Raw genomic sequence first — 19,213 nt, forward strand, 5'->3', positions numbered from 1 at the left:
AAAGGAATTAGCACAATGTATAAGTATCTGACTATTGAATCAATAATAGCAATAAAAGAATATAAAAGTTATGGATTTTCGATTCGTAAAATAGCAAAAGCCATTGATTATAGTAAATCAACTGTACATAGAGTTTGTAGATTATTAAATCAAAACTTATTGCCATTAGAAATATTGAATAAAATTCAAAAAAATAAACAAAATGCAGGTAGAAAATTAATAATTTTAACTTTAATAGAAATTAATACTATTAATCATTTGTTAATTACTAAAAATTATGCTCTTGATATAATTGCTAATTTTTTAAAGGAAAATAAAATAAAAAGTATTTCAACAAAAACTTTATATAACATGTTTAAAACAAATCAAATGGGTTTTGATGAAAATAACTTATTGAGAAAAGGAAAAAATAAACCTCACAAACAAAAAGAAACTAGGGACAGAATTAATAATTGTAAGTCTATTCATGAAAGAAATTTAATCATTCCTAATATTAAAAATATAGAAGAATTTGGTCATTTAGAGGGTGATACTATCATTGGTAAAGATCATAAAAGTTCTATTATTACTTTAGCTGATATATGATCAAAAACCACAATTCCTTTAGCAACTAAAATAATAAATCAGAAAATATTACAAAAAGTATAATAAAATTTATTTCAAAGTTACAAAAAGGAACAGTTAAAACTATTACTTTTGATCGTGGTAAAGAATTTAGTAAATGAAAATTAATCGAAAAAAATTGTAATGTTAAGATTTATTTTGCAGATCCTGGTAAACCTTGTCAAAGAGGTTTAAATGAAAATAATAATGGTATTTTAAGAAGATATTTACCAAAATCTACAGATCTATCTTCATATAAACAAAAAGATTTAAATACTATAGCATTTCAAATTAATTCTACACCCAGAAAATCACTATCTTATAAAAGACCAATAGATTTAATACAATTATTTTAAAAAACTGTCCCATTTATATTTACAATTCAGGTTTGTTTTTGTTTTTTCTAATAATTCTTGTATTTCTTTTTCTTCTAAATTTTGTTGAAAAATATTATCTTTATCAAAATCTAAAAGTAAATTAGTAATTTCTTCTTTTGATAAATCTTTTTTAATATTTTCTTTAAACATAAAATATATTCCTTTCTTTAATTTAAGTCTTATTTAAAAGAAGTCTTAAAAGAGAAAATTCTTTTCTCTTTCTTTTTGAAAAAGAGGGGGTGTGGGGGAGAAAAAACTTTTTCTTTCTCTTTTCTTAAAAAGAGCACACTAAAAATTACTATTGGTTAATTCCAGCACAATAGCCTAAATAATTTTTTATTTAGTTATGTAATAATTAATTACTTTAATAAAGTGCTGGTTTAATAAAATAATTAATTATAATTGTTTAACAATTAAAAATGAGAGTTTTATCTCTCATTTAAGTTTTTATTAAATCTAACCATTAAGTTGATACGCCCACAAATTGAGAAAAAAGAAAAATTTGAAGCAGTCGAACAAAAATTCAAAGAGAAAGGGATTCAATGTCCAGATTGTAGTTCTTTTTTGTGTACTAAATATGGTAGTAAAGATTATAAGCAAAGATATAAATGTAAAAGTTGTAATATTACTTTTCATGCTTTTAAAAATCATTATTTTTATTGAAGTCATTTATCTCATGATCAATGAGATTTATTGATACAAATAGCTACTTTAGGTCAATCTGCTTACATTATTTCTCAATTTATTAATACTACAAATAAAACTTTTAATTATGTAGAAAAGTATGGATGACCAAAAATTATTCATCAATTTACACTTAAAATATTATTTTTAATTAAAAATTTGTTAAAAGTAACATTATTTATTGTAAAAATTCTCTAAAAATAACACTTTATCATGTATCATTACTTTTCTACAAAATTAAAGAATAAAACTGCCTGATTTAATCGTCAAAAATTTATGAAATCAACACAATTAGTAAAAACACAAAATCAATTTGTAAAATTAAAAGCTAGAATTGAAGTTGACGAAACTTTTATCAAAGAAATTCATAAAGGAAACTTTAAAGATCCAAATGATCCAAGAAAACAATGAATTGAAGAAAATGCTAAAGATTTAAATTGTTGTATTCAAATGGCAATTGATGAAAACCGAAATATCTATGCTCAAACAACAAATACTAAAAGATTAAATAAAAATGAGTACAAGAAAACTTAACATCGAAACTTATCGAAGAAAATTCAATTATAGTTTGTGATATGCAAGTATTATATGATACAGTAGCTAAACAAACTAAATCCACTATCCAGCAGTTTAAATCAAAAGAAAATAAAGAATTAAATTATAAAAAATTAAGTAATGTCAGTAAAATACAATCAAGTTTAAAAGAATTTATTTTTAATTATGTAGAAAAGTATGGATGACCAAAAATTATTCATCAATTTACACTTAAAATATTATTTTTAATTAAAAATTTGTTAAAAGTAACATTATTTAGTGTAAAAATTCTCTAAAAATAACACTTTATCATGTATCATTACTTTTCTACAAAATTAAAGGAATTTATTACTCATTACCATGGCATTGGATTTACCAATATTCAAAATTACCTCAATTTATGGAAATGAAAATATCAACACTACACGGATTAACCCCTTATCAAAAATCCAATGTGTTATATTTCAGTTTGTAAAAAAAATAAATCCCAAAATTTAATAAAATCAAATTTTAAGTCAAGTTGATGACTTTTTTTTATTTTACCACTACTTTTCTACAAAATTAAAAGAAATGAGAAAAATGAGATTGAAGAATAAAAAATACAAGAGATAAAAAGAAATATAAAATTGTCGATTATCAATATCGAACAAGAAAAACAATGTATGGATTAGTAACTTATAAAAGAAGAATTTATGAATATTTTGATGAAAAATTACAAAAATTAGTTCGTGTTTGTTTAGTTGATGAAATGCTAGAATTACCTAAATATAAAAGAATTGGTGAAGATGTTGAACAAACTATTATTGAATATTTTGCTGATGGAAAAAGATATCATGATATTTGTGCTATTTGTAAAAAAGCAGGTATTAGTGTTAGTACTGTTCATAGAGTTTTTAAGAATTTAGAAGTAATTGAAGCAAATCCAGTAAAAGTAAAATTAGAAAAAAATCAATCTATTTTTGTAGCAATTGATGATGGACATAGAAAGTTTCTTTAATTTTGTAGAAAAGTAATTATACATGATAAAGTGTTATTTTTAGAGAATTTTTACACTAAATAATGTTACTTTTAACAAATTTTTAATTAAAAATAATATTTTAAGTGTAAATTGATGAATAATTTTTGGTCATCGATACTTTTCTACATAATTAAAAGAAAGTTTTGAGATTTTAAACGTAAAGGTATAAAACACTCTATGAGATTAATAACAACATATACAGATAATATTAATCACAAAGTACAAAATAAAAGAGTAAAAGCAATTATAAGACCAACAAGAACAGTAATTGGCATTAAAAAGACTGCTGAATTTATTAAAGAACATTGTCAAAAATTTTATGAAAATATTGAACAAGCAAAAATAATTATTTGTGGAGATAGTGCAGGGTGAATTAAAGATGTAGCAGATTATTTTTTTAATTATGTAGAAAAGTATCGATGACCAAAAATTATTCATCAATTTACACTTAAAATATTATTTTTAATTAAAAATTTGTTAAAAGTAACATTATTTAGTGTAAAAATTCTCTAAAAATAAAACTTTATCATGTATAATTACTTTTCTACAAAATTAAAGGATTATTTAGGTGCTGAGTTTATTTTAGATAAATTTCATTTAATTAGAACATTATATCTTGGAATAATGGTTGGAAATAAAGGAAAGTATGTAAAAGAATATAATAATTGTAAAAATTTAATTAATAATGGTCAATATGATGAATTAATTGATTATTTATATAAAGAATTAGATAATCATAAAAAATTAAAAAAACAGTATTTTAAAAATAATAAAAAAGGTATTGTTAATCAAAATGCTAGTTGAAATATAGGTTGTTTTACTGAAACAAATATTTGACATGTTTTAAAAGAAATGATTGTTAATAGAACATATAGTATTTTTATTTACCTGAATTGTAAAATTAAAAAACTTATTAAATTAAAAGTTAATAAGAATTTTTGTTATATATTTATGTTAATTAAATTATTAAAATGTTTTTATAATTTATAAAATTGAGTATTTTAATTGTAATATTTTTAAAATAGTAGTAATATAAATTTACAATTACATAAAAATCCTAATTATTTCTTGTCTAAAAAATAATAAGACTATATAGATTTAATTTATTCCGGATTTTTGACAATCTCCCTTTTTGTAAATTATCCTTATATTTTTCTTCTCCAAATAACATAAAAAAACTCCTTTATAAAGTAAAAAACCCATTACTCTTAAAAAATAAAAGCTATGGGTCAAAAACTATTTTTAATTTATGCTTTTATTATATCAAAATCAAACAAATTTTAATATAATTAATTGAATTATTTAACTTTATCATTGATAATTAATTATATTAAAAAATTAATTTGGAGGAAGCAAAATATATGGCTCGTATTATATCTGGAATAACTAGCACTGGAAAATTAACTCTTGGTAACTACTTGGGAGCAATTAATAATTTTTTAAAATTGCAAGAAGAACATGAACTCTTAATATTTGTTGCAAATTTACATGGATTAACACTACCAATAAAAGCACAAGAATTAAGAGATAATATTAAAGATATTGCCGCTTGATATTTTGCTGCTGGTATTATACCAAATAAATCTCATATTTTTATTCAATCTGATGTTTTAGCCCATAGTCAATTAGGATATATATTATTATGTAATAGTTATGTCGGTGAATTAGAACGAATGACACAATTTAAAGATAAAAGTCAAAAAATGACAAATCAACAAAATAAAACGATTAGTATTCCAACAGGTATTCTTACATATCCAGCATTAATGGCTGCTGATATTTTACTATATGACGCTGATTTTGTGCCAGTTGGTGTTGATCAAACTCAACATTTAGAATTGACAAAAACTTTAGCAACAAGAATGAATAACAATTATAAAACTGATTTATTCAAAATTCCTAAAATAATTATTGATAAACAAGCACAGAAAATTATGAGTTTACAAGAACCTGAAAAAAAAATGTCAAAATCTGATACTAATCTAAAAAATACTATTTTTTTAAGCGATAGCAAACAAGAAGTTACCAATAAAATTAAAAAAGCAGTTACTGATTCAGAAAATATTATTAAATTTGATCCAGAACATAAGCCTGGAGTTAGTAATTTATTAACTATTTATGCTAGCATTACTAAAAAAGATATCAAAACTTGTGAACAATACTTCAGCAATCACAATTATGGTTTTTTAAAAGAAGAAGTAATTAAAGTAATAAATGATTTATTAGAACCAATGCAAAAAAAACACCAAGAATTTATTAACGAAAAATCATCACAATTAGCAAAATATTTAGAAGAAGGTGCAAATTTTGCTAATAATATTGCTACTAAAAAATTAAACTTTGTTCAAGACACAATGGGTATTAATTTTATCGAGAAAGAAAGATAGGAGGAAGAGACAATGTCTTTATACAATAAAAAACAAAAACATTTAATCCTAGTTGATTTAGATGGTACTCTATTAAAAAGTGGTGGTCGAGAAATTCATATTAATACTAAAAAAGCACTAATTGATGCTCAAAAACAAGGGCATATTGTTTGTATTGTCACTGGTCGACCTTATCGTGGATCAATTAAATTTTATCGTGAATTAGGTCTTAATACATTACTATGCAATTTTAATGGTGGCCATATTCATGATCCAAAAATCAAAAAATTCAAACGATTAGTTTTTCCAATTTCTGAAACAATTGTTAAACATATTTTAAATGAAGACTATATTTTTCAACAAATTGAAAACGCGGTTATTGAATATTACAACAAAGCAGTATGTTGAAAAAAAGATGATTTCTTTGAAACTTATTTTCATTTAGATACTATTGAAAATGATACTTTTACAATTAGTAAATTAATTCGTGATTGAAAAGGGAGCGCTAATGCCATTTTAATTGAATTTAAAGAAAATACTAATCTTGATCAAGTATATCGTGACTTGGAAAAATATTCAAACTCAATTAAGGTAAATACTTGAAATCGCTATGATAATAATAAACTAATCTTTGAAATTTCAAGTAAATTTATTGATAAAGGAATGACAGCTCGCATTTTGGCTCAATATTATAATGTTGATATTAGAGATGTTATTGCTTATGGTGATGAAATTAATGACAAAGAAATGTTGATGGAAGTTGGCTATGGTGTAGCAATGAAAAATGGTAATATTGTTATTAAAAGTATTGCCAATGATATTACTACTAAAACTAATGATGAGGGTGGCGTTGGTGATCATTTAGCAAAATTATTAAATCTTTATGAAGAAAGTGAAATTTATATTTAATGGAAATGAAAATATATTAACTATTATTTCTATATTTGTAATATGATATAGTTTTTAAACATTAATATAAGTTTTTAACCTATTTACTTTATTTTTAAAGTAAATAGGTTTTTATTTAAAAAAGTTTTTTATAAATTTAATATAAAACCTATTGTTTTATTTTTCAAAACAATAGGGCATTCATTTATATTAAACTTCTACTAAATATAAATATTTTAATACTATTAATACAAAAAACTATAAAACTTCTAAAGGCAAGAAGTCAAAAATTTCCTTTAATTTTGTAGAAAAGTAGTGGTATTAGTAAAATTAGCAAAAATATATTTTTATATGGTATTTTTAATATTAAAGAGGTGATTTTAAATGAATAAAAATACAGTAAAAGAAATTTTAAATAATTTGTCTGATAAAGATTTTATTGAGATTTTTAGAGAAAATAAAACTAGAATTAAACAAATTGAGAAAAAAGAAAAATTTGAAGCAGTCGAACAAAAATTCAAAGAGAAAGGGATTCAATGTCCAGATTGTAGTTCTTTTTTGTGTACTAAATATGGTAGTAAAGATTATAAGCAAAGATATAAATGTAAAAGTTGTAATATTACTTTTCATGCTTTTAAAAATCATTATTTTTATTGAAGTCATTTATCTCATGATCAATGAGATTTATTGATACAAATAGCTACTTTAGGTCAATCTGCTTACATTATTTCTCAATTTATTAATACTACAAATAAAACTGCCTGATTTAATCGTCAAAAATTTATGAAATCAACACAATTAGTAAAAACACAAAATCAATTTGTAAAATTAAAAGCTAGAATTGAAGTTGACGAAACTTTTATCAAAGAAATTCATAAAGGAAACTTTAAAGATCCAAATGATCCAAGAAAACAATGAATTGAAGAAAATGCTAAAGATTTAAATTGTTGTATTCAAATGGTAATTGATGAAAACCGAAATATCTATGCTCAAACAACAAATACTAAAAAATTAAATAAAAAATGAGTACAAGAAAACTTAACATCGAAACTTATCGAAGAAAATTCAATTATAGTTTGTGATATGCAAGTATTATATGATACAGTAGCTAAACAAACTAAATCCACTATCCAGCAGTTTAAATCAAAAGAAAATAAAGAATTAAATTATAAAAAATTAAGTAATGTCAGTAAAATACAATCAAGTTTAAAAGAATTTATTACTCATTACCATGGCATTGGATTTACCAATATTCAAAATTACCTCAATTTATGGAAATGAAAATATCAACACTACGAATTAACCCCTTATCAAAAATCCAATGTGTTATATTTCAGTTTGTAAAAAAAATAAATCCCAAAATTTAATAAAATCAAATTTTAAGTCAAGTTGATGACTTTTTTTATTTTACCACTACTTTTCTACAAAATTAAAAAAAATTTCTTTTAATTATGTAGAAAAGTATGGATGACCAAAAATTATTCATCAATTTACACTTAAAATATTATTTTTAATTAAAAATTTGTTAAAAGTAACATTATTTAGTGTAAAAATTCTCTAAAAATAACACTTTATCATGTATCATTACTTTTCTACAAAATTAAAGAAAATTTCTGGGTGATTGGCACAAAACTTTAATTCCGAATCATTTTTTTGTTCTTCAATTTTAATTTTTAATTCATTTAATTGCTTTTTTATTTTAAGTAATTGAGCAGGTGCTGGTGGTTGTTTATCTCATTCATCAAATAATATTGGGACAGTAACAAAAACGGAGGATATAATTACTTTTTAAACATTTCTTTTAAATTATAGACAAGAAATAATTGTAATTATATGCAATTGTAAGTAAATATTACTACTAAATTAAATTAATTTCAATTAAAATACAAATATTAAAAAATCAATAAGAAAATTTAATATAAATACACAACAAAAATTCTTATTAACTTTTAATTAATAAGTTTTTAATATTTCCTGAATTGTAAATATAAATGGGACAGTTTTTTAAAATAATTGTATTAAATCTATTGGTCTTTTATAAGATAGTGATTTTCTTTTAATTATGTAGAAAAGTATGGATGACCAAAAATTATTCATCAATTTACACTTAAAATATTATTTTTAATTAAAAATTTGTTAAAAGTAACATTATTTAGTGTAAAAATTCTCTAAAAATAACACTTTATCATGTATCATTACTTTTCTACAAAATTAAAGTGATTTTCTGGGTGTAGAATTAATTTGAAATGCTATAGTATTTAAATCTTTTTGTTTATATGAAGATAGATCTGTAGATTTTGGTAAATATCTTCTTAAAATACCATTATTATTTTCATTTAAACCTCTTTGACAAGGTTTACCAGGATCTGCAAAATAAATCTTAACATTACAATTTTTTTCGATTAATTTTCATTTACTAAATTCTTTACCACGATCAAAAGTAATAGTTTTAACTGTTCCTTTTTGTAACTTTGAAATAAATTTTATTATACTTTTTGTAATATTTTCTGATTTATTATTTTTAGTTGCTAAAGGAATTGTGGTTTTTGATCATATATCAGCTAAAGTAATAATAGAACTTTTATGATCTTTACCAATGATAGTATCACCTTCTAAATGACCAAATTCTTCTATATTTTTAATATTAGGAATGATTAAATTTCTTTCATGAATAGACTTACAATTATTAATTCTGCCCCTAGTTTTTTTTGTTTGTGAGGTTTATTTTTTCCTTTTCTCAATAAGTTATTTTCATCAAAACCCATTCGATTTGTTTTAAACATGTTATATAAAGTTTTTGTTGAAATACTTTTTATTTTATTTTCCTTTAAAAAATTAGCAATTATATCAAGAGCATAATTTTTAGTAATTAACAAATGATTAATAGTATTAATTTCTATTAAAGTTAAAATTATTGGCAATGTTTAGTAATCTGTGTAACTTACAAAAATAACTATGTTTAATTAATTCTAGTAAATATAATTAAATGACTAGAAAGAGTGAGTTACAGATGGCTAAAAAACAAAATATTAATAATAATGATCCAATATCAAAAGCAGTAGATTTATTATTAGAAAATACTGAAGATTTAACAACAGTTTTTAAAGAAGGGGGTTTATATAAAGAATTAACAAAACGTTTAGTTGAAAAAATGTTGAATTCTGAAATGCAAAATTATTTAGGATATGAAAAAAATCAACATAGTAATACTGAAAATGCTCGTAATGGTACAAGTTCAAAAAAATTAATAACTCAACAAGGTAAAATTGAGATTGATGTACCAAGAGATCGCAATAGTGATTTTACTCCTGTAATAGTTGCAAAAAGACAGCGAAGATTTGATGGTTTTGATCAACAAGTGCTTTCACTATATGCAAAAGGTATGACTCTATCTGACATTAGAATGCAGTTACAAGAGTTATATCATGGTGCTGATATTAGTGAAAGTGTTATTAGTCAAATTACTGATGATGTTATTGATGATGTCAAAGCATGACAAAATCGACCATTAGAAAGCGTTTATCCGATTGTTTATTTTGATTGTATAGTAGTTAAAGTTCGACAAGATAAACGGATTATTAATAAATCAGTTTATATAGCATTAGGAGTTGATTTAGAAGGTAAAAAAGATGTTTTAGGCTTATGAATTAGTGAAAATGAAGGTGCTAAATTTTGATTAGCTAATTTCACAGAAATGAAAAATCGAGGCTTAAATGATATTTTGATTGCTTGTAGTGATAATTTAACAGGCATGTCAGAAGCAATACAAGCAGTTTATCCTAAAACAGAACATCAATTATGCATTGTTCATCAAATTCGAAATAGTTTAAAATATGTTTCATACAAACATCGAAAAACTCTAGTTACAGATTTAAAACCAATTTATAGTGCATGTAGTGAAGAACAAGCAATGCAAGCTTTAGAATCATTTGAAAGTAAATGAAATAAACAATATCCCCAAATTGCTAAATCTTGATATAAAAATTGAGAAAATTTGATGATTTTTATTAGTTATCCTGCAGAAATCAAAAGAGTAATTTATACAACAAATGCTATTGAATCTGTTAATAGTCAATTACGAAAAGTTATTAGAAACAAAAAAGCTTTTCCTAATGATATGTCAGTTTTTAAAATATTTTATTTAGCAATTGAAAATATAACAAAAAAATGAACATTGCCTATTCAAAATTGAAATACAGCAATTGCTCATTTTATGATAAAATTTGAAGACAGAATTAATCTGAACTAGTACTTTGTAAAACAAAGATACACAGATTTCTAAAAAGCCTCTGCTAATGGATTAGTTAATAATTGTTTTGAACTTAAAAAGAAATTTTCAACAATAACTAATATTTTTTTATTATCAAATTGCTTTTTAATCAATGAAAAATATTTTTTAAATTGATTTTTACTTTCCTGAATTGTAAAATTAAAAAGGACACTTATATAAAAATTAAATTGTGTTAATTCTATAATTAAGAAAAGAAAGGAATTAGCACAATGTATAAGTATCTGACTATTGAATCAATAATAGCAAATAAAAGAATATAAAAGTTATGGATTTTCGATTCATAAAATAGCAAAAGCCATTGATTATAGTAAATCAACTGTACATAGAGTTTGTAGATTATTAAATCAAAACTTATTGCCATTAGAAATATTGAATAAAATTCAAAAAAATAAACAAAATGCAGGTAGAAAATTAATAATTTTAACTTTAATAGAAATTAACTTTAATTTTGTAGAAAAGTAATGATACATGATAAAGTGTTATTTTTAGAGAATTTTTACACTAAATAATGTTACTTTTAACAAATTTTTAATTAAAAATAATATTTTAAGTGTAAATTGATGAATAATTTTTGGTCATCCATACTTTTCTACATAATTAAAAAAAAATTATGCTCTTGATATAATTGCTAATTTTTTAAAGGAAAATAAAATAAAAAGTATTTCAACAAAAACTTTATATAACATGTTTAAAACAAATCGAATGGGTTTTGATGAAAATAACTTATTGAGAAAAGGAAAAAATAAACCTCACAAACAAAAAGAAACTAGGGGCAGAATTAATAATTGTAAGTCTATTCATGAAAGAAATTTAATCATTACTAATATTAAAAATATAGAAGAATTTGGTCATTTAGAGGGTGATACTATCATTGGTAAAGATCATAAAAGTTCTATTATTACTTTAGCTGATATATGATCAAAAACCACAATTCCTTTAGCAACTAAAAATAATAAATCAGAAAATATTACAAAAAGTATAATAAAATTTATTTCAAAGTTACAAAAAGGAACAGTTAAAACTATTACTTTTGATCGTGGTAAAGAATTTAGTAAATGAAAATTAATCGAAAAAAATTGTAATGTTAAGATTTATTTTGCAGATCCTGGTAAACCTTGTCAAAGAGGTTTAAATGAAAATAATAATGGTATTTTAAGAAGATATTTACCAAAATCTACAGATCTATCTTCATATAAACAAAAAGATTTAAATACTATAGCATTTCAAATTAATTCTACACCCAGAAAATCACTATCTTATAAAAGACCAATAGATTTAATACAATTATTTTAAAAAACTGTCCCATTTATATTTACAATTCAGGAATATATTCTGTTGCTTTTAGCATAAAGAATATATATTTTTATTTTTAGATTATTAATACTATTAATTATATTTTTTAAGAAAAATGGGCTCAAAAATAAATTATAAAATTTTAAAAAAAAATAAAAAATAAAACCAACACTTACTCACTTGGTGGTGGTAAGGTTGGTTAAATAAAGAATAGAATTAATATAGTAGGTTCCCTAGTAGGTCTATATATACTAGTTTCCAATTCGCTCCAACCCCAAGAATTACCATTACTGGTTAGTATAATTTATTAGGTATCAGTCCACTTATTATTTATCCATGCAAGTCCACATGTTTTGGCCACTATTTTTAACAACTGTGTTGTGGTTCACTGTTTTAATTCCCTAACACGTGTTGATAATAGTGTTAAAGAAGATTATTAATTATTAACTTTCTCCTACTTGGTCACTGCGTGTAGTAGATATTTAAAGGGTGCTAATAATAAAAATTTTAAAATTTTACAATTACAAAAAAAGACAAGATTATTTCTTGTCTTTTTCCTTGTTGATAATTTTAATTTAACTTATAAAATGTATATTTTATTTTTTTAAAATACGTCGAATATAAAAATATAAATTTAATGTTTTAAGAAAAGAGAGTAATTTTGTCTAATTTTAATGATTTTTAAAATAAATTATAGTTATTTTGCTTTTGCTAATTTAGTCATAATTTTAGATTTTTGACGAGCAGCTTTATTAATGTGATAAATGCCTTTAACAACAGCTTTATCAATTAAACTACATACTTCATTAACAAGTACTGCAGCATTTTCTGCTTTGTTTTTTATTGATATTTCAGTTTTTTTTAAAGCAGTTTTAACTTTAGATTTATAACTTTTATTAATTTCATTTCTTTTTTGGTTTGTTTTAATTCTTTTAATTTGTGATGCAATGTTAGCCATTTTTTCTCCTTTTTTGTTTTGAACATGTTTTATAGATTAATTACAACAAAAATAATTATAACAAAAATCATAAATGTTGTATAATATTTTTTATTTTTTCAGTATAATTAATGTGTTAGCTTTTTGTTAATAGTATATTTTAATTTTTTTACACTTTTAATGTAAATTATTTGTTTAAAAACTTTAATGATAAATGTAGGTGTGGTAAATAAATGAGTTACTATTTTCGTAACCCTTATCAATTTTCTTACCATAGTATTGGTAGGATTAGAACAAGATTAAAATTGCAAGACTTAAATGATATCCAATTACGTGAATATTGTTTAAAATTGATTAATGAGTCTTATGATATTGAAGAGACAAAAAGTTTTAAATATATTAGAGTAAATAAAACACATCTTTATTTTGTGATTAAAAAAGATGTTAATTTAATTTTAACAATTTCACCGATGAGTCCAACTAAACTATTAGCAGTAATCGAGGAAAATTTATAAATCAAAAAAGAGGAATAAAAAATGGGAAATTTATCTAGTCAATGATGAATATTAGCGCTTATAGGAGTAGTTTTAATAATTTTTATTTTTACAACCATTTCAGCAAAAAAGAAGAAAAAAGAAGAGAAAAAACAACGTCAAAAAGAAGTAAAAAATATTATTAAATCCTTTATGCGTGATGAATTAAAATTGCAACATAAAACAGTAGAATTTGAACAAGTAGTTTCACGTAGTAGTAAAGAATATCGCTATCGTGATGTTTTTGATGTAATTGTAAAATTATATGATTCTAAGAAAAATGATTTATTTGCAACTAAAGCATTTGAGGTAGAAGGGTTTACTAAGCAATTATCAAAGAAAGAATTTGAAACAATTTGAAAAGTAAATTGTGAATTAGATTTAGAAGAAACACTTAAGAAAATTGAAATGTCAAAAAAACGTAGTGGTAAAATTAAAATAAAAAGAAAGACAGCAGAAGAAAAAGCAGCAATTAAAAAAGAAAATGAAGCCGTTAAACTTGCAATTGAAGAAGAACGTTTACAAAATAAAGAAAATAAAAAACGTGCTAAAAATTTAGAAAAACCTAAAATTGCAATTCATGATAAATTTTCTGGATGAAAAGATAAATAAATCTTTATTTTTAAGTAGGCAATTGGGTGATATGTAATGAAAATTTATAAAGATGATTATAAGCATTTCCGTATTTGTCGAAAACTTTCATGATTTTTAAATGCAAAAAATTATGCTTTAGCTAAGCATTTAATTGAAGAGAAAAAGATAATAAATTTTGTTGAACTAACTCATACTAAAACAAGTAGTAAATTTAAATCTAATTTAATTACTATTTCTGATTTAGACGATGATACATTTGAAAATAATTATAATGAAGAAGATGATTCTGAATTTTATCTTGGTGAAACAATTGCAGACGGTATTGAAACTGGGCACTATGCTCAAGAATATTTTAAAGTAAAATATTCTTGTTTTAATTTTGAGTCTGAACCGGGTAATAATGTCATAGAAATTATTAATAATAAAGAGTATGATGTTTTATTTGAACCAAGATTTGAATATCAGGGTTGTGTTACTAAGTGTGATATTTTAAAACGAAATAATGATGGTTGGGATTTAATTGAAGTAAAAGCAGTAACTTGAGTTAAAGAAGAACATATGTGAGATTTACTTTATCAGTATGATATTTTAACTAAATGTGGAATTAAAGTAGTTAATACTTATATTATGTATTTAAATAATAATTATGTTAAGAAAGAAAAAATAGATTTAAATGAATTATTTATTGTTAATGGATCAACTTGACAAAAAAGTCCTAATACTAAAAAAAGTTTTAGTCTTTTTGAATCAATTCAAGATGAAATTTTAAATAATAATTTGAAATTACAATATGAAAATATTAAGAATATTATTAAAATTAGTGATATTGACGAAATAGTTAAATTATTAACTTTACCTTATTGTCATGAAAATAGTAATCAATTTTGTCCTCATATTTTTAAATATTTTTCTATTCATAATACTATTTTTGAATTATATCGTTTAAGAAAAACTAAGAAAGCATTGTGATATTATGAAGAAGATTTGTTAGAAATTAATGATGAAAGATTATTACCATTTTTAATAAAGTCTAATTTACATTTAAGACAATATGATGTAATTAAAAATGGTGAAAAATTAATTGATGGCAATAAATTTGTTGATTTAAAAATTGAATACAAAAAGTACCAATATCCAATTTATATGTATGATTTTGAGACTATGAAATCTGCAATACCTAAGTTTAAAAATAGTAAACCATATCAACAAATTCCTTTTCAATATTCTGTCCATGTATTATTAGCACCAGATTTTGATTTTAAAACTTATAAATCAATTAAACATTATGAATTTTTAGCAGATGGCAATGATGATCCAAGAGAAATGTTAACAAAAAAATTATGTCATGATTTAATTAATATTCATGGTAAGGGTACGTATGTTGCTTATAATCAATCATTTGAGAAATCTGTTCTTAAAAAATTAGCTTATTATTATCCTCAATATAAAAATAAATTATCATTAATTCATGATGGTACTATTGATTTACAAGATTTTTTTAAAGAATTTAAAATTTATAAAGAACAGTTTTATGGTTCTCTTTCAATTAAAAAAACTTTACCAGCATTTGAACCTTCCTTTTCTTATGAAGGATTAGTTATTAAAAAAGGAGATATGGCATCAGAAGTTTTTCGTAGAAGAGTTGAAAATAACATTAGTTTAACTAATTGAATTCATAATTTTCGTGAAAATATGTTAAAATATTGTGCTCAAGATACTTTAGGTATGGTAGTATTATTCTGACATGTAAAAAATATTATTGAAATGTACAAAGCAAAAATTGAGGGCGAAAATTATGAAAAAATTTAAAATTTTATTTATGGGTTCTTCTTTTTTTTCTGAAAATATTTTAAAAACATTGTTATTAACAATGAAAAATGAAATTGAAATAGTTGGTGTTGTTTGTCAGCCAGATCGTAAAATTGGTCGTAAACAAGAAGTTGTTCCTTTAGCAATTAAACAATTGGTACAAGAATATCAAATCCCTGTTTTCCAACCCGAAAATATTATTGAAAGTTTAAAAGATTTACAATTATTAAATATTGATGTTATTCTTACTTGTGCTTATGGGCAATTTTTACCAAAAGCAATTTTAAATTTACCAAAATATAAATGTTTAAATATTCATGCTTCATTATTACCATCATTGCGTGGTGGTGCCCCTATTCAATGAGCAATTATTAATGGATTACAAACTACTGGTATTACATTAATGAAAATGGTAAGTAAAATGGATGCAGGAGCAATTTATGTTCAAGAACAAGTTTCAATTGGTATTGAGGATACATATACTTCTTTAGTTAATAAGTTGATAACTTTAGCACAAAATATGTTAATAAAATATTTATTAAAAATCATTAATAATGAAATACAAGAGCAAGAACAAGATGAAAATAAAGTAACTTTTGGTTTAAATATTAAAAGAAGTGATGAAAAAATTAATTGAAATCTTTCAGCACAATTAATTTCATGTCATGTTCGTGGATTGTATAATACACCAATTGCTTATACTACGTTGAATGATAATATATACAAAATTCATCAAGTAGCAGTAACTAATGAATTATCAAATGCTCTGCCAGGAACAATTGTTGCAATAAATAAATTAGGTATTATTGTTGCCACTAAAACTAATAACATAGTAATTAAAGTTATTCAACCAGCAGGTAAAAAAGAAATTATAGCAGCTTGTTACTATGGTTCTAAAATTAATCCAATTGCAATTGGTTTTATCTTTAAATAGTAAAAAATAACTAATATTTTTTAGTAATCTAAGAGGAAAAGATGTATCGTTTTTGCTCAATTAAATATTTAGCAATGACTGGTATTATTACTGGTTTATTAGTAACAATTGGTTATTGTTCAACTTTTCTTTTTGGTTGAGCAATTACTAGTTTATTTGGTGGAAATTCTACTTTGCAATTATTTGATGCTGTTTTTATTCCATTTTGTGCTTTTTTTGAAGGGCCAATGCTGTTATTTGCAGGACCAATTGCGGGTGGCATTTTTGATTTAATTAGTGGTGTTAAAATTGTGGTTATTCCTATTACAATTTTTATTAGAATTTTAATGTTTTTTGTTATTAAGTTATTAATTAATAAATCTTGATGAAGTACTGTTTATACTTTCTTTTTTGCTGCTATTTTATTACTTATTTACCCATTGTCTTATTTAGTAATTTATCAAGATTATGCTATTACAGTTAATGAATTAATTACTGATAGTATTCAAGCTGTCTTTGCTTATTTTGTTGCTATTCCAATTTATTATGCTCTTAGTAAAAATAAAATTAGATCAAATTATAGTTTTTGAAATGATCAAGAATTTGATTATTTAAAACCTGAATTGTAAATATAAATGGGACAGTTTTTTAAAATAATTGTATTAAATCTATTGGTCTTTTATAAGATAGTGATTTTCTGGGTGTAGAATTAATTTGAAATGCTATAGTATTTAAATCTTTTTGTTTATATGAAGATAGATCTGTAGATTTTGGTAAATATCTTCTTAAAATACCATTATTATTTTCATTTAAACCTCTTTGACAAGGTTTACCAGGATCTGCAAAATAAATCTTAACATTACAATTTTTTTCGATTAATTTTCATTTACTAAATTCTTTACCACGATCAAAAGTAATAGTTTTAACTGTTCCTTTTTGTAACTTTGAAATAAATTTTATTATACTTTTTGTAATATTTTCTGATTTATTATTTTTAGTTGCTAAAGGAATTGTGGTTTTTGATCATATATCAGCTAAAGTAATAATAGAACTTTTATGATCTTTACCAATGATAGTATCACCCTCTAAATGACCAAATTCTTCTATATTTTTAATATTAGGAATGATTAAATTTCTTTCATGAATAGACTTACAATTATTAATTCTGCCCCTAGTTTCTTTTTGTTTGTGAGGTTTATTTTTTCCTTTTCTCAATAAGTTATTTTCATCAAAACCCATTCGATTTGTTTTAAACATGTTATATAAAGTTTTTGTTGAAATACTTTTTATTTTATTTTCCTTTAAAAAATTAGCAATTATATCAAGAGCATAATTTTTAGTAATTAACAAATGATTAATAGTATTAATTTCTATTAAAGTTAAAATTATTAATTTTCTACCTGCATTTTGTTTATTTTTTTGAATTTTATTCAATATTTCTAATGGTAATAAGTTTTGATTTAATAATCTACAAACTCTATGTACAGTTGATTTACTATAATCAATGGCTTTTGCTATTTTACGAATCGAAAATCCATAACTTTTATATTCTTTTATTGCTATTATTGATTCAATAGTCAGATACTTATACATTGTGCTAATTCCTTTCTTTTCTTAATTATAGAATTAACACAATTTAATTTTTATATAAGTGTCCTTTTTAATTTTACAATTCAGGAATAATAAAAAAATGAATATAATAATTATTCATTTTTTTATTTTAAATAATAGTTAGCGTATATTCACTATTAAATTGAATTTCACCAATTGAAAATTTTACTTTAATAACATCACCTTTTGCAAAATAAGTTCCATCATTTACGGACTTACTTACTTTAACTTTAAAGTGGTCACCTTGTTTCATAAGATCAGCAATTCTTTCTTTTAATTATGTAGAAAAGTATGGATGACCAAAAATTATTCATCAATTTACACTTAAAATATTATTTTTAATTAAAAATTTGTTAAAAGTAACATTATTTAGTGTAAAAATTCTCTAAAAATAACACTTTATCATGTATCATTACTTTTCTACAAAATTAAAGATTCTTTCTCCTAAAGAATAAATTGGACTTTTTAGATAGTTTGTTAAATCTGTATCAACTAATAATTTTGATTTAGGTTGTCCAATTTTAAATTCTGGAATATCATTAAAGTTATTTAATGATATGTTAGATGTGGTTGGTAATTTAGGTAATACAAGACCATCATTTGGGTTGGATAAAATATTTAATAAATAATTGTCAGATAATTGTTTATTATTTTTTTCAAAAAATATAGTTACTGTACCACCTGTAATTACGTAATCTGTATGATCTATTTTTTTATTAATTATTGGTGAATAAGATTTAACTTTCATATTAATGGATTGTG

General features: G+C 22.6%; 23 protein-coding genes and 4 pseudogenes. 21 read left to right on the plus strand and 6 right to left on the minus strand.

Features of this window, described 5'->3' with window-relative positions:
- Nucleotides 1-15: 15 nt before the first annotated feature.
- Nucleotides 16-959 (plus strand): annotated as a pseudogene (locus AAHH39_RS04845) (IS30 family transposase).
- On the opposite strand, the gene AAHH39_RS04850 reads toward AAHH39_RS04845, so the two are convergent.
- On the minus strand, nt 951-1,130 hold the full coding sequence (locus tag AAHH39_RS04850) for a hypothetical protein (RefSeq protein WP_342219052.1): 180 nt from the start codon (nt 1,128-1,130) through the stop codon (nt 951-953). The pseudogene AAHH39_RS04845 and the gene AAHH39_RS04850 sit on opposite strands and share 9 nt — an antisense overlap.
- A gap of 318 nt (nt 1,131-1,448) precedes the next feature.
- Here AAHH39_RS04850 and AAHH39_RS04855 point away from each other — a divergent pair, with 318 nt between their 5' ends.
- The 12 genes from AAHH39_RS04855 to AAHH39_RS04910 all read left to right on the plus strand — a co-directional run bounded on the left by AAHH39_RS04855 (nt 1,449) and on the right by AAHH39_RS04910 (nt 8,262).
- The gene (locus AAHH39_RS04855; RefSeq protein ID WP_342219053.1) at nt 1,449-1,862 is read left to right on the plus strand and encodes a transposase-like zinc-binding domain-containing protein; all 414 of its coding nucleotides are present in this window, start codon (nt 1,449-1,451) and stop codon (nt 1,860-1,862) included.
- Between the two features lie 15 nt (nt 1,863-1,877).
- Nucleotides 1,878-2,198, plus strand: a complete 321-nt coding sequence (locus AAHH39_RS04860) for a hypothetical protein (RefSeq protein ID WP_342219054.1) — start codon at nt 1,878-1,880, stop codon at nt 2,196-2,198.
- Between the two features lie 41 nt (nt 2,199-2,239).
- The gene (locus tag AAHH39_RS04865) at nt 2,240-2,494 is read left to right on the plus strand and encodes a hypothetical protein (RefSeq protein WP_342219055.1); all 255 of its coding nucleotides are present in this window, start codon (nt 2,240-2,242) and stop codon (nt 2,492-2,494) included.
- A gap of 15 nt (nt 2,495-2,509) precedes the next feature.
- Nucleotides 2,510-2,632 (plus strand): hypothetical protein, encoded by a 123-nt coding sequence (locus tag AAHH39_RS04870; protein WP_342219056.1) that lies wholly within the window; start codon nt 2,510-2,512, stop codon nt 2,630-2,632.
- Between the two features lie 158 nt (nt 2,633-2,790).
- Nucleotides 2,791-3,195, plus strand: a complete 405-nt coding sequence (locus tag AAHH39_RS04875; RefSeq protein ID WP_342219317.1) for a UPF0236 family transposase-like protein — start codon at nt 2,791-2,793, stop codon at nt 3,193-3,195.
- 114 nt (nt 3,196-3,309) lie between these two features.
- On the plus strand, nt 3,310-3,729 hold the full coding sequence (locus AAHH39_RS04880) for a hypothetical protein (RefSeq protein WP_342219057.1): 420 nt from the start codon (nt 3,310-3,312) through the stop codon (nt 3,727-3,729).
- Between the two features lie 15 nt (nt 3,730-3,744).
- Entirely contained in the window at nt 3,745-4,206 is a 462-nt protein-coding gene (locus tag AAHH39_RS04885) for a hypothetical protein (RefSeq protein WP_342219058.1), read from the plus strand.
- Nucleotides 4,207-4,577: 371 nt separating this feature from the next.
- The gene (gene trpS / locus AAHH39_RS04890) at nt 4,578-5,603 is read left to right on the plus strand and encodes a tryptophan--tRNA ligase (RefSeq protein ID WP_338973834.1); all 1,026 of its coding nucleotides are present in this window, start codon (nt 4,578-4,580) and stop codon (nt 5,601-5,603) included.
- A gap of 12 nt (nt 5,604-5,615) precedes the next feature.
- On the plus strand, nt 5,616-6,491 hold the full coding sequence (locus AAHH39_RS04895; protein WP_338976204.1) for a Cof-type HAD-IIB family hydrolase: 876 nt from the start codon (nt 5,616-5,618) through the stop codon (nt 6,489-6,491).
- A 363-nt stretch (nt 6,492-6,854) separates the two neighbouring features.
- Nucleotides 6,855-7,814, plus strand: a complete 960-nt coding sequence (locus AAHH39_RS04900; RefSeq protein WP_342219059.1) for a transposase-like zinc-binding domain-containing protein — start codon at nt 6,855-6,857, stop codon at nt 7,812-7,814.
- Complete coding sequence (locus AAHH39_RS04905; RefSeq protein ID WP_342219060.1) at nt 7,792-8,031, plus strand: hypothetical protein; 240 nt, start codon at nt 7,792-7,794, stop codon at nt 8,029-8,031. The genes AAHH39_RS04900 and AAHH39_RS04905 overlap by 23 nt, the downstream gene beginning before the upstream one ends.
- Before the next feature lie 15 nt (nt 8,032-8,046).
- Entirely contained in the window at nt 8,047-8,262 is a 216-nt protein-coding gene (locus tag AAHH39_RS04910) for a hypothetical protein (RefSeq protein ID WP_342219061.1), read from the plus strand.
- A 419-nt stretch (nt 8,263-8,681) separates the two neighbouring features.
- On the opposite strand, the pseudogene AAHH39_RS13305 reads toward AAHH39_RS04910, so the two are convergent.
- A pseudogene (locus AAHH39_RS13305) lies at nt 8,682-9,385 on the minus strand (IS30 family transposase); the annotation flags it as partial.
- A gap of 95 nt (nt 9,386-9,480) precedes the next feature.
- Here AAHH39_RS13305 and AAHH39_RS04920 point away from each other — a divergent pair.
- Entirely contained in the window at nt 9,481-10,719 is a 1,239-nt protein-coding gene (locus tag AAHH39_RS04920) for an IS256 family transposase (protein WP_342219293.1), read from the plus strand.
- 251 nt (nt 10,720-10,970) lie between these two features.
- A pseudogene (locus tag AAHH39_RS13310) lies at nt 10,971-12,054 on the plus strand (IS30 family transposase).
- Between the two features lie 697 nt (nt 12,055-12,751).
- Here AAHH39_RS13310 and rpsT read toward each other — a convergent pair.
- Entirely contained in the window at nt 12,752-13,012 is a 261-nt protein-coding gene (rpsT, locus tag AAHH39_RS04930; RefSeq protein WP_342219063.1) for a 30S ribosomal protein S20, read from the minus strand.
- A 212-nt stretch (nt 13,013-13,224) separates the two neighbouring features.
- Between rpsT and AAHH39_RS04935 the strand changes: the two genes are divergently transcribed.
- The 5 genes from AAHH39_RS04935 to AAHH39_RS04955 are packed head-to-tail and all read left to right on the plus strand — an operon-like array spanning nt 13,225 to nt 17,469.
- Nucleotides 13,225-13,506 (plus strand): hypothetical protein, encoded by a 282-nt coding sequence (locus AAHH39_RS04935; RefSeq protein ID WP_174480491.1) that lies wholly within the window; start codon nt 13,225-13,227, stop codon nt 13,504-13,506.
- 21 nt (nt 13,507-13,527) lie between these two features.
- Nucleotides 13,528-14,136, plus strand: coding sequence for a hypothetical protein (locus tag AAHH39_RS04940; RefSeq protein WP_342219064.1), 609 nt, complete (start codon nt 13,528-13,530; stop codon nt 14,134-14,136).
- Nucleotides 14,137-14,172: 36 nt separating this feature from the next.
- Complete coding sequence (locus AAHH39_RS04945) at nt 14,173-15,927, plus strand: DUF2779 domain-containing protein (RefSeq protein ID WP_342219065.1); 1,755 nt, start codon at nt 14,173-14,175, stop codon at nt 15,925-15,927.
- On the plus strand, nt 15,914-16,861 hold the full coding sequence (gene fmt, locus AAHH39_RS04950; protein WP_342219066.1) for a methionyl-tRNA formyltransferase: 948 nt from the start codon (nt 15,914-15,916) through the stop codon (nt 16,859-16,861). The genes AAHH39_RS04945 and fmt overlap by 14 nt, the downstream gene beginning before the upstream one ends.
- Before the next feature lie 41 nt (nt 16,862-16,902).
- On the plus strand, nt 16,903-17,469 hold the full coding sequence (locus AAHH39_RS04955; protein ID WP_342219067.1) for a hypothetical protein: 567 nt from the start codon (nt 16,903-16,905) through the stop codon (nt 17,467-17,469).
- A gap of 19 nt (nt 17,470-17,488) precedes the next feature.
- On the opposite strand, the gene AAHH39_RS04960 is transcribed toward AAHH39_RS04955, so the two are convergent.
- Together AAHH39_RS04960 and AAHH39_RS04965 are read right to left on the minus strand one after the other, a co-directional pair.
- Nucleotides 17,489-18,433: an IS30 family transposase gene (locus tag AAHH39_RS04960; RefSeq protein ID WP_342217458.1), complete on the minus strand. Its 945-nt coding sequence runs from the start codon at nt 18,431-18,433 to the stop codon at nt 17,489-17,491.
- A 127-nt stretch (nt 18,434-18,560) separates the two neighbouring features.
- Nucleotides 18,561-18,704, minus strand: coding sequence for a hypothetical protein (locus tag AAHH39_RS04965; RefSeq protein WP_286641345.1), 144 nt, complete (start codon nt 18,702-18,704; stop codon nt 18,561-18,563).
- A 1-nt stretch (nt 18,705) separates the two neighbouring features.
- Between AAHH39_RS04965 and AAHH39_RS13315 the strand changes: the two are divergent.
- A pseudogene (locus AAHH39_RS13315) lies at nt 18,706-18,840 on the plus strand (IS30 family transposase); the annotation flags it as partial.
- Between the two features lie 23 nt (nt 18,841-18,863).
- Here AAHH39_RS13315 and AAHH39_RS04970 read toward each other — a convergent pair.
- Nucleotides 18,864-19,199, minus strand: a complete 336-nt coding sequence (locus tag AAHH39_RS04970) for a hypothetical protein (RefSeq protein WP_342219068.1) — start codon at nt 19,197-19,199, stop codon at nt 18,864-18,866.
- Nucleotides 19,200-19,213 lie beyond the last annotated feature (14 nt).

This window comes from Spiroplasma endosymbiont of Amphimallon solstitiale, from assembly GCF_964030965.1.
Classification (GTDB): Bacteria; Bacillota_I; Bacilli_A; order Mycoplasmatales; family VBWQ01; genus Spiroplasma_E.